Here is a 14,559-nt window from a genome sequence, read left to right on the forward strand (position 1 = left end):
TGATCGAGGCCAACAGTGACTCTTTGCTGCCGACGTAATGATAGAGCGTTGCCGAGTTGATGCCGGCTTCTGCTCCGAGTTCACGAATGCCGGTAGCGGCGAACCCTTTCGTCGCGAACAGCGTGACTGCCGCCCGTTGAACGCGCCCCAGGTCCATGATCCTCATTTCGGTTGGTTGCCCAATCATGCTAGCATCGCCGCCGAAATCGACTGACCGTCAATCAATTGATTGATAGCTGCCTGTGTACTGGCAAATTACATATCTATTCATCAATCGATCGATTGAAAAATGCTTGACTGTGCGTTGGGTCACTGCATAGTGTTCTTGTCGAGCCTCCCCTCGGTGCGCGAGCTAACAGGGCACTCCATACAAGGAGCAATGACATGAACGACGCGAATCCTCCATCTCCCGCAACTGTCGACAGGCCTGCCCTGCGGCGTGTAGCCGGATCAGTTCTGGTCGGCACCACGATCGAGTGGTACGACTTTCAGATCTACGGCGCCTCCGCCGCTTTGGTCTTTGCGCCGCTGTTCTTTTCGGGCGCAGATCCCGCGCTGGCGACGATTCTCTCCTTCGCTACCTTTGCGGTCGGCTTTCTGGCGCGGCCACTCGGCGGTGTTGTGATGGGCCACTTCGGTGACCGCATCGGACGCAAGAAGGTCTTGGTGCTTGCACTTCTCTTGATGGGAGCTGCAACATTCCTGGTCGGCGTCCTTCCGACGTCTTCCCAGATCGGTGTGTGGGCCCCGATTCTTCTCGTTGTGTTGAGGCTGATTCAAGGATTCGGCGTCGGCGGCGAGTGGGGCGGTGCAGTTTTGACTGCTGTGGAGTACGCACCCAAGAATCGCCGCGGCTTCTACGGCAGCATGCCGCAGGTGGGTGTGCCCGCCGGCCTTCTGCTGGCGACGGCCGTCATGTTCGGCACCAAGGCGCTCACCGGAGACCAATTCCTGGTGTGGGGATGGCGAATTCCGTTCCTGCTGAGTATCGCTTTGGTTGCAGTGGGGCTGTACATTCGCACGGCGTTGGAAGAGACTCCGGCATTCGCTCGCGTGAAGCAGCAGAACACCGCGGTCAAGATCCCGATGGTCGACGCGTTCAAGAACTATCCTCGCCAGATCATTCTTGCCGCAGGTTCGATGATCAGCACCGGCGCCTACTTCTACATCCTGAACACCTACAGCCTGACGTACGCCGATCAATTCGATCTGCTGTCCGGAAACCTCATGCTCGGCGCGGTCATGGTGTCCGCGCTCGTTGCCGTCATCTTCATTCCGATCTTCGGTCAACTGTCCGAAAAGTTCGGCCGACGCCGGATCCTGATGGTCGGGATCACAGGCATGGGTCTGTGGGTCTTCGTTGCATTCGCCGCGATAGATACCGGCAACTTCTGGATCACCACCGGCGCATTGGCGGTCGGCGCCTTCATGCTCAGCATCTCGTACGGGCCGCAGGCGACGTTCATCGCCGAATTGTTCGACGCCCGGGTGCGCTACAGCGCGGCCTCGATCGCTTTCCAGATCGGTGTGCTCTTGGGTGGAGCAATCGCGCCGATGGTCGCGGCCATGTTGGTCCGCGCGACAGGTGGATCGTTCGCGGTGGCTGTGTATATCGCTGCCCTGTCGGTGATTTCGCTGATCAGCGTCTACTTCGTCCGTGACACCGACCTCGACGAAGGAAGCCGCGACATGTACATCGATGACAACGGGGCCTATCTACCGCCGGTCGATCAACGCTCAACGGTTGTCAACTAGTAGAGGAAACTTCAATGATCACAAAGAGTTTCGAAGAGATCTCTGTCGGAGACATTGCGGTAACGGACCCGCGGGTCGTCACCGAAGACTATGTGCGAAGTTTCGCCGACCTCACCTGGGATCGCCATCCTCTTCACCTCGACCCCGACTACGCGCAGCAGACGCGCTTCGGTCGCCAGATCGCCCACGGCGCACTCATGCTGTCCACCTTGCTCGGCCTGGTGGAGTTGGATCCCCGTTACCTCCAGTGCTTTTACGGACTTGATCACGTCAGGTTCCACCGGCCGACCTACCTCGGCGACTCGGTGCATGCGGTGTCGGAAGTGCTGTCGGTGCGCCCTCGCTCGGACGGTGAGACCGCGATCGTGACGTCGAAAGGCTCACTCGTCAACCAAGACGGAGACCTTGTTTTCTCCGGCGAATTCTCTTTCCTGGTAGGCGAGACCCATTCTCTCGACCTCGAAGTGGGTGCTCGGTGAGTTCTCGGCCGCATATGTCATGGTGGCAGGATCTCGAAGCGGAAAACTTCGAATGGACTGTGCCAGAGCAATTCAACATCGCGCACGCCTGTGTCGATGTGCAGAATCCCGATGATCTAGCCCTCGTCGTAGACACCGGTGGACACTGGAGTCGGTACACCTTCGGTGAAGTCGCCACGACAAGCCGTAAGTTCGCAACCGTGCTTGCGGATCTCGGCCTTGTCTCAGGGGATCGCGTCGGTGTGATGGTCCCACAGGGGATCGAGGTTCTCGCGACACATCTGGGCGCCTTCCGATCCGGAATGGTGACCGTTCCGCTATCGGTCAAGTTCGGGTCGGATGCGGTCGTTCATCGAATGCGTGACTCGGGAGCGAAAGTGCTTGTGGTCGACAAGGACTGTTACGAACGAGTTGCCGACGGAATAGGTGAGATCCCCGGCATCGAAGCCGTCATCGTTGTCGGAAAGACGGATCAGCCCTCCGATTCGACCCCCGTTCGACTTCTCGATTTCCACAGCCTCGTCGACAGTGCCGCAGAAAGCGCGGAATTGGCGGCGACGGGCCCCGATTCACACGCCATCATCATCTATACCTCGGGAACGACGGGGAATCCGAAAGGCGCCCTCCACGGGCATCGAATTCTCTTGGCGCACATGCCCGGTATGCGGACGGCATTCGACAATGCGCCGCAGCGGGGAGATGTCTTCTGGACGCCGGCAGACTGGGCCTGGATCGGCGGTCTGTTCGACGTTCTGTTTCCAGCCCTTGCGTTGGGGTGCCCCGTTGTTGCGACGCCCGACAAATTCACACCGGCGCGTGCGGTCGAGATTCTGAGCCGTCACAAAGTAACGGGTGCCTTCATTCCTCCGACTGCGCTCAAGCAGATGCGGAGTATCGGCGTCGACGGCACCGCTGCGCGTGGTATTCGGCTGCGAGCATTGGGAACTGGTGGTGAAGCCCTCGGTGACGCATTGCAGGCGTGGGTTGCAAACACACTCGGCGTAGCTGTCAACGAGTTCTACGGGCAGACGGAAATGAATCTGACCATCGGCACTTCGCGTTCGAAGTGGACGCCCGTGAGCGGCTCGATGGGTCGCGCTTTTCCGGGCTTCGACGTCACCCTCCTCGATCCGCTCGGCGAGCCGGTAGCGGTGGGGCAGGTAGGCGAGATCTGTGTGAAGGCAGGCAACCCCGGACAGTTCCTCGGCTATTGGAACCAACCGTCGAAGACTGATGAAAAGGTCTACGACGGGTGGATTCATACCGGTGATCTGGGTCGGACCGATGAAGCGGGGAACTTCTGGTACCAGGGGCGTGCCGATGACGTCATTTCGTCCGCGGGGTACCGGATCGGCCCCGGCGAGATCGAAGAGTGCCTGCTCTCGCACGACGAGGTAGCTATGGCCGGCGTCATCGGTGTTCCGGATCCGTTGCGTGGGGAAGCCGTTCACGCTTTTGTCGTTCTGTCCGAAGGAACGAACTCTTCGGAAGAGCTTCGCCAGGAGTTGCAGACCCACGTGAAAAGCCGCCTTGCTTTCTACCAGTACCCCAGGCAGATCACCTTCATCGACAGCTTGCCGCTCACCACCACGGGCAAGATCCTACGACGGGAACTCCGAACATTGGCCACTGACGCGAACGGCCTTGGCTAGCAGACGCCTACATGTTGGGTAGGACCACGACGAAGAACCAACCGCTCAGGGCAAGACCGATGACGCCGGTGAAGAGGCCGACTATTGCATCCCACGGCAGCTGGCGGGCATTCGAGAGCAGATGCCCGCCAGACTTCTTCGGGTGACGTCGGAGCGCAAAGATTCCTGTTGTAATCGCGCCCGCACCCAGAAGGATGCCGAAGCCGAAAGCCCAGAACAGGAGTACCGACAGCGCGCCCAGCATCTCCGACCTCTCACTCCAGCGTGCGACGCGCTGTGTTTCGGTCGGGGGAGGCCACTTGTGTGAAGGCGACAGAGCTGCACCGAAACGGCGGGTGTGATGACGAATTGACTGGTCGCTGAGAAACATTGTCCACCACGCCTGGAGTTGAGTCGATGTGCCGCCGGTATCTACTCGTCTACCCCTTCTCTGCGGATATATGCCGCTGAATTCGGGGCTAGCTGGTTGCGTCGCGCAGCGGAATCTCGATCAGAAGCTCACCGGAACCCCGTACCTCTCGGGTCGATTGATTCTCATAGGCGTGCAACAGCTCTCGCGGTTTCGAATTGCAGGAATGTCATTCGATGTGAACAAGACCTTCCAGGGCGTCGAGGACCCGGTCCAGCCCGAATTTCCACGCTGCCTCGGGGCTGTACGGGGTGTTCTTGGCTTCGCCGGCCGCTCCTCCGACTCGCTGCGCCAGCGGGAAGTTGTCGCCGAGATAGGCAGCCAGACGCTGGTTCCAGGACGACCACACCTCGGCCATGTCGGCCGCTCGGGGGTCGGGGCGCCGTGCTTGCGCCGAGGACCGGGCGAAGTCGGCGACAAACGTCAGCGCGGAATCCCGCTCGATGTCGCTCAGCCCGGTGCCGTCGAACGCGTGTAGTTCGTGGTCGTACTTCGCGATAGTTCCCGGACCCAACGCGGAGCGCTGATCGGTGATGTCCAGGAGCCACCAGTGCTCCGAGTAGAGGGCAAGTTCCTCCTCGGCTACCCGGCGCACGCGCTTGCGCCACGTCATGTTCCCGTACGACAGGCGCGGACTGTTGCTGCGCACGGTGTCGACCATGAGCACCAGGAGATCGTCACGGGACCCGACGTGGGTGTACACCGCCATGCCCGAGATTCCGAGCTCGGCGGCCAATCGGCGCACCGTCACCGCGTCCAGCCCTTCCACGTCCGCGAGGGCGAGAGCGACGTCGACCGCCTGTGAGGTGGTGACCTTCGCGCGAGGGCCGCGGGCTCCACCCTTCGGTGCGAGGGGGTGATCGCGCCACAGTAGGTCGATCAGTTCGCGTGCCATCAGCCGTCTCCAGAAATCGGGAATACCTCAACAGTGGTATACCTTATACGGTGCATACTGTATGCACTGCACAAGGTTTATGATCATGGAGGCCACGATGAAAATCACCAGCACTGCTCTGTCCTTGAACGTTGCCGACACGGACGCGTCGGCCCACTTCGCGAAAACCCATTTCGGCTTCACCGAGGCCATGTCCGACGATGGATTCGTTTCTCTGAATCATCCGGATGCCGGGGTCAACGTGGTCTTCCTGCGCACCGGTCTCGGTACGTTCAAGCCGGACTTCGTCGCAGGTTCGGCCGGGCAAGGCATGCTCATCGCATTCGTGGTCGATGACATCGACGCCGAGTTCGCCCGCATCGCTGCCGAAGGTGCCTCCGTCGTCACAGAGCCGGAGACCGAACCGTGGGGCGAGCGCTACTGCCAGTTCGTCGATCCCAACGGCATTGTGTGGCAGCTCGTTCAGTGGGTCTGAAGAACCCGAGTGCTCGGCTCGGCGGCGCGCGGCACAGAACGTAACCAGAGGGCGCGTTCGACGGACTGAGCTTGGAAGCGCTGCGGTGAGATCCCGTGCGCAGTGCGAAACGCTCGGCTGAATGCGGGCAGGTGCGCGTAACCCAGGTTCCTCGACACCGTTCCGGGTGCAACCCCGAGTTGGAGTTGGGTGCGTGCCTGGGTCATCCGTGAAAGCGATCGCCATTGCGGATACGTAGTGCCGGTCTCGATACGGAACTCCCGGCGCAGCCTGGCCGCGTCGGTACCGAACTCTTGCGCCCACTCGTCCAGAGTGCGAGGGTCGGCCGGTCGGGCGGCGATTGTCGCTGCCAGTCGTGTGGCAATCGAATCGGTGGCAGACCCGTTCGAAACCGATTGTGCGAGAGGGCCGGTGGCGATGATGTCGAATGCTGTGGCGCTGTCGTGGCCACGCGGGCGCAAGGGTGTGTAGGCGGCGACGAAAGTGTGCAGCAATGCCAATTCGTCATCGGGGGAGAACTGCACGGTCTCGAGGGCGTCGGCAGATACGGTCGACCCGTTCGAGGAGCGGAAGCCGAGCGGTAGCAGCAGTGAACCCGTCGGAACCGTGACGGTATTGAGGACGCCTGCAGGCAGAATCATGGCCTCGCCGGTGCGCAGTTCCCAGCTGCGGTCCGCGACGTCCACCCGGGCTTGGCCTCGGTAGACCCACACTGCGACGTGGGTGCCGTTGACGCGCGGCCACGTCGCGTTGGCCGGTATCGGCGGCGCAGTTTCTCCGGGCTGCCTGGGCTCTGCGAGCATGCGGACCAATGCTTGATCGTTGTCGGTGTCCACGCTGCGATCGGTTGGACCGGAGAGGGCCCGTCGACGGTAGTCGCTCGGGCTCTCTCCCATCTGGGCCCGGAACGCGCGGGTGAATCCGCTTCCTGTTTCGAAGCCGACTTCGTTTGCAATCCAACCGATCTCGCGGTCCTGCTTCAGATACTCCAGCGAGGCGGCGATCCGAGTTCGTAGCCGCCAGCGCGTGAAGGTGAGGCCGGTTTCTTCCACGAAGTACCGCTGGAGCGTTCGAATGCTGATCCCGGCACGCTTCGCGAATTGTCCCTCGGTGTCGTCGGTGCCAGGCGTTCGCAACAGGGCGTGCGCGATCTCGAACGCTTCCCGTGACTGCGGCAATCGCGGCAGCGAGGTGGCCCCGTCGTCAGCCCGGGCGATCATCTCGAACAAGGACGACGGGTGTGCAGCGTCGCCGCGCAGATAGCCCAGGTTGTGAACGAACTCGTGGATCAGTCTGTCTTCCCATCCGGGCGGAACGCGCAGGCGCGTCACGGTAGCCGGCCCGGCGCTGGCGCCGTTCGAAGGCGGAAGCAGGATGGGAAACGCGACGGAATCCGAGTCCGTCTCCATTGCGTATCGCGCACCCGCCGGGATCCACAGCGATTCGCCAGCTGGTATCTCGTGGACCGTCGATCCGACTCGGACGCGTCCGCTGCCTGCAAGAACCCAGAACAACAGCGGTGAGCGGGCGGTGCTGGGCTCGGTGGCGCTCGCGCGGACCGGCCCTAACCCGATCGCGTCCGGTTCTGATAGTGGTAACACGTTGGCGCTCCTGGACAACCCTTGCTACTTAAGTATGGCTAACTTTACCTCTGCTGTCTGCGTTCGCAGCGGCGCACTCTCGTACCTTCAGAAAGCCATACTCATGCGCAGATCACTTCGCCCGACGGCGGCAATACTCGCCGCGGTCGTCGCCCTCGCTCTTGCCGGCTGCTCCAGCTCGTCAGATAGCGATACCGGAACCGAGGACACCCAGAAAACCTCAGGTTCTGCCGAGGGATGGCCGCGCACCGTCGATCACGGCGACCGCAGTACCGAGATCACCTCGAAGCCGACCCGAATCGTGTCGACCTCGCCGTCGTTGACCGGCACGCTGCTTGCAATCGGTGCGCCGGTCGTCGCCAGCGCGGCAACAACGCCGTCGGGAATGACCGATGACCAGGGGTTCTTCTCCCAGTGGTCGGAGGTGGCAGCTGATCGTGGAGTCGAGGTTCTCTACCGAAATCTCGAGCTGAACCTCGACGCGATCGAGACGTTCGAACCCGATCTGATCATCGGGTCCGCCAACGGAGGTGACTCGACGCTCGACGCCTACGCGCAGCTGAGCGACATCGCACCCACCGTTCTTCTCGACTACGGCGCCAGCTCCTGGGAGGAACTCGCTGATCAGCTGGGGACTGTCACGGGACTCGAGAGCGAGGCAGACAAGACCGTCGACGAGTACGACAGCTGGGTGACGACGCAGGCCGGGAAGATCAAACTTCCCGAGCAGCCGGTGACGGCGCTGGTCTACATGGGTGCCGACGGTGTCTGGACGTTCCGGGCCGACAGCCCACAGGGCAATCTGTTGACCTCGCTCGGCTTTACCTATGCCGAGCCCGCTGAGCAGTTTGTCGCCCCGGACAAGCGGGGCGCCTCCGGCGTCGCGATCGTCAGCTCCGAGAACATGTCTGCCGCCCTTGACGGCTCGCAGACGCTGTTTGCCGTCTCGATGGGACCCAAGGATGTGGAGAAGCAACTTGCCGCCGATCCGCTTCTCGCGAATCAACCTGCTGTCAAGGGTGATCGGGTCTACGCGATGGGAACGGCGGCTTTCCGCCTCGACTACTTCAGTGCCAAGCAGACAGTCGAGTCGCTGGTGTCCACGTTCGGTGGATGACGGCGTGAGCGCTTCTTCACAGTCCCGGACCGAAGCACCGCTGCGGTCCGGGACAGCCGCGCGTGCGGGGTTGTTGGTCGTGGCCTCCGTGGTCGTGATCGTGCTGGCGTCCGTCGGTGGGCTGGTACTCGGCTCTCGCAATATCCCCGTCACCACCGTGCTCGACGCGATCCTTTCCTACGACGCCGGCAACAACGAACACCTCGTTGTGATCGGATCACGCTTGCCCCGAACAATTCTCGGGCTGGTGGTCGGGGCTGCGCTCGGACTGGCCGGCGCGCTGATGCAGTCGATCACCCGCAACCCACTGGCCGATCCGGGGCTACTGGGTGTGAACGCCGGAGCATCAGCGGCAGTCGTGATTGCGATTGCCCATCTGGGGGTGACTTCGGTCGGCGGTTATCTGTGGTTCGCGCTCGCCGGCGCGGCCGTTGCCTCGGTGGGTGTGTACATGTTGGGGTCTGCGCATCGCAGCGCCGCGACCCCAGCGCGCATGGCGCTCGCCGGTGCCGCTGTGGCAACGGCGATCACGGCGCTCACCAGCATGGTTCTCATCAGCAATGAGGCTGCCTTCAATCAGTTCCGATTTTGGGCAGTGGGTTCGTTGCAGGGGCGCGGCGGAGACGTGATCGTCACCGTTCTTCCCTTCATCGCGATCGGTATCGTGTTGTCGTTGTTGCTGATTCGTCCACTCAATGCGATTGCTCTTGGTGAGGACGTCGCCAAAGGGCTCGGCGCCCGCACTGGTCCCGCCCGGGCCGGATCCGCTGTAGCAGTCATCCTGCTCGCGGGGGCGGCCACCGCGGCGGCCGGCCCACTCGGATTCGTGGGGCTGGCTGCGCCGCACATCGTGCGCGGCGTGGTCGGACCGGATCTGCGTCTTCTTCTGCCGTGCGTGCTCGTCGTCGCGCCGGCGTTTCTGCTCTTGGCCGACGTGCTCGGTCGCGTTGTCACCGCGCCGGGAGATCTGCAGACGGGGATCGCGGTGGCTGTGCTCGGCGGACCGTTGTTTGTCGCGCTCGTTCGCTCACGGCGAGTGGCGTCGCTGTGAACATGATTGCCGCGCAGCCGGTCCCACCGCTTTTTCGCGGTTGGGTGGTTCGAATCGGGTCGTGGTCGTGGCGAATAGTCCCGCGGGTGCTGTTCGTAGCCATCTCAATCAGCGCGGCATTGGCGGCGCTCTCGTTTGCCACGCTGATGTACGGAACCTTGGACCTGTCCTTGGGCGAGGTGTGGCGCGCTCTGAACGGCGAAGGCACCCCAGCGGCGGTTCGGTCCGTCCAGAATCGCCGTCTTCCGCGGCTGATCACGGCGATCGGTGTGGGCGGAAGCCTCGGTGTGGCCGGCGCGGTTTTCCAGACGCTTTCGCGCAATGTTCTCGGCTCGCCGGACATCATCGGTTTCACCACCGGCGCTGCGACGGCGGCGGTGGTCCAGATCGTGTTCTTCGGCGGCGGGGTACTCCAGACCGCGGGCGCTGCTGTTCTCGGCGGCATGCTGACTGCATTGTTCGTGTACGCGCTGGCACGCAAAGACGGAGTCAGCGGCGGTCTTCGGCTCGTCCTCGTCGGCATCGGAGTTGGGGCGATGCTGAGCGCCGTGATGTCGTTCCTGGTGGTACGCGCGGATATCGACGACGCCACCGTGGTGCAGCAGTGGACGGCCGGTTCGCTGACCGGGCGCGGTTGGCCACACGCGATCAGCGTTGCGATCGCCGTCGGTGTTCTCGTTCCTGCTCTCGTCGTGGTGTCCAGGCGCGTCACCATGATGGAAATGGGCGACGACGCAGCGTCTTCGCTCGGAATCTCCGTGGAGCGATACCGATTCGCCGGCATCCTGATTGCGGTCGCGCTCACCGGAGCAGCGACTGCAGCTACCGGTCCCATCGCCTTTGTGGCGCTCGCAGCTCCCCAGATCGCACGACGGTTGGCTCGGCGTAGCGGTGTTCTTGTGGCGACCTCCTTCCTGCTCGGTGCGGTTCTGTTGGCGGGCGCTGACTTGATTGCCCAAGCGGTCGAGGTCGGTCTCCGAACTCCGGTCGGTCTTGTCACCAGTCTGCTCGGCGGTGCCTATCTGATCTGGCTGCTGGCCCGTCAGGCCTGAAAACCTTGCTACGAAAGAGATTCATGACTACTGCTACTCCGGTATCGCGGCTACACGCCGAGAAGATCGAGCTCCGGTACGCCGATCGAACCATCGTGGACGAGTTGAGTCTCGAGATCCCCGACGGCGGTTTCACCGTGGTCGTCGGGCCGAACGGGTGCGGCAAGTCGACGTTGTTGCGTGCGCTCGGCAGAATGCTCGCGCCGCGATCGGGTCGGGTTCTGCTCGACGGTAACGACATTCGGTCCTATCGCACCAAGGAAGTGGCTCGGCGCATCGCTCTGCTGCCGCAGTCTCCGCTCTCACCCGGAGCGATCACCGTTGCAGACCTCGTGGCTCGCGGCCGATACCCGTACCAGAGCATGCTGCGCCAATGGTCACCCGAAGACGAGCACGTCGTAGCCGAAGCGCTTGCCGAGGTCGGAATGCGCAATGCAGCAGATCAATTGGTGGACGAACTGAGTGGTGGACAACGGCAGCGGGTATGGATCGCCATGACGCTCGCGCAGCGCACCCCGGTGTTGTTGCTCGACGAACCGACCACCTTTCTCGACATCGCCCACCAGATCGAGGTTCTCGACCTCTGTTCCCAACTGCACCAGTCTGGTCGAACGTTGGTCGCGGTCCTGCACGACCTGAACCTCGCGGCTCGATATGCCACGCACGTAGTTGCCATGCGGTCCGGAAAAATCGTCATGCAGGGCAGTGCCTCGGACGTCTTCACCCCTGAGTTACTGCGTGAAGTGTTCGACCTCGAGGCTCTGGTCCTCGAAGATCCCGAAACCGGACGGCCACTTGTTGTTCCGCGTGATCGAAGACCTGCCAGCCAGCTACCCGTCCACAACTGAACCACCGATCAGGAGATATTAATGACTACCGCATCTCGACCTGAAGAAACTGAAACCTCTGCGTCGGCAAAGGCGCCACGCGGCGAAGATCACGACCGCGGTCTCAACGACGTGGTTGCCGTCGTCGAACGCGTCGAACGTCCGACCGAGAGCATCTTGCGCATCACCGCCCAGCTGACCTCGTCGGCGGACGACCCGAATTGGTTGCGTCCCAACGTCGCATTCCGCATCCAGTTGGGCCCGCAGTACGACGACGTCTCTCGTGTCTACACGGTGCGCACCTTCGATGCGTCGAGCGGTTCGATGACCTTCGACGTAGTGCTGCACGGTCACACCAGCCCGATGATGCGGTGGGCCGACGACCGCCGTGTGGGTGACACGTTCTCGCTCACCGGCCCTCGCCCGCACTTCCTCGTTCCCGAGATCGCTGGTCGCCGCGTCGCACTGTTTGCCGACGACACCGCGATACCTGCCCTCTATTCGATTCTGCTTCAGTGGCCCGAGGGTGTGACCGGTGTCGGTTGGGTCGCCACCGGTGACGCCGAGGCTTTCGCGGAGTTGCCCGTGATCCCCGGCCTCGAATTGCATCATGTCGAAGATCGCCTCGCCGAATATGCCCTCGAGCTCGCGAACCCAGGAGACTACGCGGTGTGGGGAGCCGGTGAGCGAGACGAAATGCGCTCCATCCGAGCGCATTTCCGTAAGACAGTCGGCCTGGCGAAGGACGATGTAGTTGTCTTCGGGTACTGGAAGCGCGGGGTCAGCACTACCGAGATAGATCAGAACAGACTTCGGAACTACACGAGCATCCTCGAAAACGGCGGCACACTCGCGGATATCGACGATCTCGCCATCGGGATCTGACCCGGCGGTTGGATACTTCAACTCGCCGCGTGTTCTTCCGGCGCCAGTGAATTGCCCGGTGCGATGTTCGAGCAGTTGTTCGGCGCCGGATTCCCGTTGAAACGGTCGTTGAGCCAGGTGATGGCGCCGGGGAGCCAAAGCGCGCCACCGGGAACGTGACTGATGGTGTCGTACTGGTCGTACTGGATCGACAAACCTGCGTCGCAATAACGAGTGGCGAGTGTGCGGACGTCCCCGGCAACCATGACTCCGTCGCCAGGGCCGACGCCGGGTCCACCTGGCTGGGTGCCCTCGAGGGCTCCGTTTGCGGCTTGAGCGATGAACATAGGGATGGTGGGTATCGGCGCGTTGCCCATGTTGATTTTGTTGGCGACGTCGACGTACTCGGGCACCGAGTTGGGGTTCGCATACTCTGGTTTGGCAAGGTCCTGCCAGGTCACCCCCGGGTACTGCAGGATGACGTTCCCGATCGAGGCATCCTCGATGCGAGGTAGGAGTTCGCGTCCGCGATCGCCGAGATACGGATCGAAATCTATGTCGTAGGCACGGGCAAGTCCGACGACTGCCATCCCGACAACGCCTGCCCAGCCGATGCTTCCGTTTGCGTACCGGAGGTTGTTCGCCGGGTTGACCAACAGTCCACCCTGGGCGGCGCCGATCAGGTCCTCGTTGATGTCCGGGGCGTAGTCCGGAGCGAGGATGGACGCCCAGTTGGTGGCGATTGCTCCGCCCGAGTATCCCATCAGGCCGATCTCGGCTGAGTCGGCAATACCTGCCTCGGGAGTGTTACGGGCGGCGCGAAGAGAGTCGAGAGTCATCATTCCGTATTCGGGTCCCGCCGCGAAGTCTGCGTTCGGCCCTTCGGTATCGGGAATGACGACGGTGTAGCCCAGTGCCAGTAGGGGACCGAACATGGCAGCTTCGCCGGAAGCGAGAGTCCCGCCGAAGGCGACGTTCCGTCCGCTGGCGGTCAGGCTGCCGATCGGGGTGTCCCCCGCGACAGCTCGTGACGGACCGTCTTCCGGGTTCAGCGAATCGTAGGCCGACTGGAACGAGACAACTTTGTCCGGCTGGGCATTGGGTGGTCGAAGAATCGACGTGACATTCGCAGACGGCCGGCCGAGAGCGTCGGTCGACCGGTACAACACCTGCACGGCTTGCAACGGGGTAGGAATGTTGACGACGTGATAGGGCAAGGTTCTCGTTTTGAGAACGGCCCCAGGCTGATACGACGACAGCGGTGCCGAACCGTCGTACTGATAGAAGGAATCCGCCGACGGTTGCGCGGCGACAGTAGGTGCTGTGATGCCTGTGAGTGCAATGGCTGTCAGCGCCACCACTCCCTGAAAGAGAATCCTCGATGCCACGATCGACCCTTCGGTTTCGTATGTCTCTCGGTACTTGACGGGCTGGTGTGATGAAGACCACACGCTATCTTACTTTTGAGTAATAAACGAGAGGCTTGCGCTGGTTGTTTTGAATCATGCGCGGACGCAATCAGATTGAGCTCGTTGTTGTAACCAGGCTGATTCGGTCCAGGGCGTCATGTGTACGATACGACTAGTAGCTATCGCGACAAGTTGCTGCCTTGGGCTGTGCCGGGTCCTCCGATGCCGGGAAATGCTCTGTGCTGCAAGGTCTTGAAGGACTAAGGAGTGGACATGGGTAAGCGCGCTCCCGATGACGGCGTGTTTCGGGGCTCGGGTGATGCCGAGACGGGATTGCTGACTCCTCCGAGCGGTGCACGTAGTGAGGCGGCTCACGAGAAGGCCCTTAGATCAGCAGAAGCTCTTCTGAAATCCGGTGGAATGAAGGCCGCGACCATCGATGCGATCTCCGAACAATCCGGTGTCAGCAAGGTGACTCTGTATCGGCACTGGCCGTCGCGGCAAGCTATCGCTGCTGAAGCATTCGGCGTGCTCATGGCTCGTCATCTGACATTTCCCGAGACCGATAGTGCGCAAGCCGATTTGAACGACTATCTAGGTGACATCGGAAAGTTCTACCGAGGTCCACTCGGGTCGATCTTTGCCGAACTTGTCGGCGCGTGTGCCAACGATCCGACGACGGCGGCATACTTCCGCACTTTCTTCCTCGACGAACGTCGTCGAGGTTTCGCCGCACTGATTCGGCGATGTGTGGATTCCGGCTACTTTCGCGAAGACATCGACACCGAGGAAGCGATCGATCTGTTCTTCGGGCCGTTGATCTACCGGATGTTGGTCGGGCACGCGGGTATCGACGACAACACTGTGCGCTCGATCATCGATCACGCAGTTCGTGGACTCCGCAGTGGTGCATAGACGGGTTCTCCGTTGAGAATCCGCAGCGCAGGGAGGGCGAATTGCCCTCCCCGCACTG

Annotated in this window: 15 protein-coding genes; 10 read left to right on the top strand and 5 right to left on the bottom strand. The window is 62.0% G+C overall.

Annotation, left to right across the window (positions count from 1 at the left end; genetic code table 11):
- A partial coding sequence (locus RE4_RS00005; RefSeq protein WP_155716976.1) for a helix-turn-helix domain-containing protein occupies nt 1–187 on the bottom strand: 187 nt, incomplete at its 3' end.
- Nucleotides 188–384: 197 nt separating this feature from the next.
- Between RE4_RS00005 and RE4_RS00010 the strand changes: the two genes are divergently transcribed.
- The 3 genes from RE4_RS00010 to RE4_RS00020 are packed head-to-tail and all read left to right on the top strand — an operon-like array spanning nt 385 to nt 3,886.
- On the top strand, nt 385–1,755 hold the full coding sequence (locus RE4_RS00010; RefSeq protein WP_019745950.1) for an MFS transporter: 1,371 nt from the start codon (nt 385–387) through the stop codon (nt 1,753–1,755).
- Between the two features lie 14 nt (nt 1,756–1,769).
- Nucleotides 1,770–2,234: a MaoC family dehydratase gene (locus RE4_RS00015; RefSeq protein WP_020909637.1), complete on the top strand. Its 465-nt coding sequence runs from the start codon at nt 1,770–1,772 to the stop codon at nt 2,232–2,234.
- Entirely contained in the window at nt 2,231–3,886 is a 1,656-nt protein-coding gene (locus RE4_RS00020; protein WP_225989623.1) for an AMP-binding protein, read from the top strand. Before RE4_RS00015 ends, RE4_RS00020 begins: the two co-directional genes overlap by 4 nt.
- A gap of 7 nt (nt 3,887–3,893) precedes the next feature.
- On the opposite strand, the gene RE4_RS00025 is transcribed toward RE4_RS00020, so the two are convergent.
- Nucleotides 3,894–4,256: a hypothetical protein gene (locus RE4_RS00025; RefSeq protein ID WP_020909636.1), complete on the bottom strand. Its 363-nt coding sequence runs from the start codon at nt 4,254–4,256 to the stop codon at nt 3,894–3,896.
- A gap of 208 nt (nt 4,257–4,464) precedes the next feature.
- A complete protein-coding gene (locus RE4_RS00030) occupies nt 4,465–5,190 on the bottom strand; it encodes a TetR/AcrR family transcriptional regulator (RefSeq protein WP_021333291.1) in 726 nt (241 codons plus the stop codon).
- 97 nt (nt 5,191–5,287) lie between these two features.
- Between RE4_RS00030 and RE4_RS00035 the strand changes: the two genes are divergently transcribed.
- Nucleotides 5,288–5,665, top strand: coding sequence for a VOC family protein (locus RE4_RS00035; protein WP_031331446.1), 378 nt, complete (start codon nt 5,288–5,290; stop codon nt 5,663–5,665).
- Here the strand turns inward: RE4_RS00035 and RE4_RS00040 are convergent.
- Nucleotides 5,653–7,266, bottom strand: coding sequence for a helix-turn-helix domain-containing protein (locus RE4_RS00040; protein ID WP_060937749.1), 1,614 nt, complete (start codon nt 7,264–7,266; stop codon nt 5,653–5,655). The two genes, RE4_RS00035 and RE4_RS00040, sit on opposite strands and share 13 nt — an antisense overlap.
- Before the next feature lie 103 nt (nt 7,267–7,369).
- Between RE4_RS00040 and fepB the strand changes: the two genes are divergently transcribed.
- The 5 genes from fepB (at nt 7,370) to RE4_RS00065 (ending at nt 12,198) form a co-directional block, all read left to right on the top strand.
- Nucleotides 7,370–8,383, top strand: a complete 1,014-nt coding sequence (gene fepB / locus RE4_RS00045; RefSeq protein ID WP_046379571.1) for a Fe2+-enterobactin ABC transporter substrate-binding protein — start codon at nt 7,370–7,372, stop codon at nt 8,381–8,383.
- Between the two features lie 4 nt (nt 8,384–8,387).
- The gene (locus tag RE4_RS00050) at nt 8,388–9,434 is read left to right on the top strand and encodes a FecCD family ABC transporter permease (protein ID WP_238076647.1); all 1,047 of its coding nucleotides are present in this window, start codon (nt 8,388–8,390) and stop codon (nt 9,432–9,434) included.
- Nucleotides 9,435–9,520: 86 nt separating this feature from the next.
- On the top strand, nt 9,521–10,486 hold the full coding sequence (locus tag RE4_RS00055; RefSeq protein WP_238076644.1) for a FecCD family ABC transporter permease: 966 nt from the start codon (nt 9,521–9,523) through the stop codon (nt 10,484–10,486).
- 23 nt (nt 10,487–10,509) lie between these two features.
- Entirely contained in the window at nt 10,510–11,334 is an 825-nt protein-coding gene (locus tag RE4_RS00060) for an ABC transporter ATP-binding protein (RefSeq protein ID WP_060937751.1), read from the top strand.
- 21 nt (nt 11,335–11,355) lie between these two features.
- Nucleotides 11,356–12,198, top strand: a complete 843-nt coding sequence (locus tag RE4_RS00065) for a siderophore-interacting protein (protein WP_060937752.1) — start codon at nt 11,356–11,358, stop codon at nt 12,196–12,198.
- A gap of 17 nt (nt 12,199–12,215) precedes the next feature.
- On the opposite strand, the gene RE4_RS00070 is transcribed toward RE4_RS00065, so the two are convergent.
- Nucleotides 12,216–13,565, bottom strand: a complete 1,350-nt coding sequence (locus tag RE4_RS00070) for a lipase family protein (protein ID WP_060938226.1) — start codon at nt 13,563–13,565, stop codon at nt 12,216–12,218.
- A 294-nt stretch (nt 13,566–13,859) separates the two neighbouring features.
- Between RE4_RS00070 and RE4_RS00075 the strand changes: the two genes are divergently transcribed.
- Nucleotides 13,860–14,501, top strand: a complete 642-nt coding sequence (locus RE4_RS00075) for a TetR/AcrR family transcriptional regulator (protein ID WP_021333298.1) — start codon at nt 13,860–13,862, stop codon at nt 14,499–14,501.
- The last annotated feature ends 58 nt before the right edge of the window (nt 14,502–14,559 follow it).

This window comes from Rhodococcus erythropolis NBRC 15567 (assembly GCF_001552595.1).
Taxonomy (GTDB): domain Bacteria; phylum Actinomycetota; class Actinomycetes; order Mycobacteriales; family Mycobacteriaceae; genus Rhodococcus_F; species Rhodococcus_F erythropolis.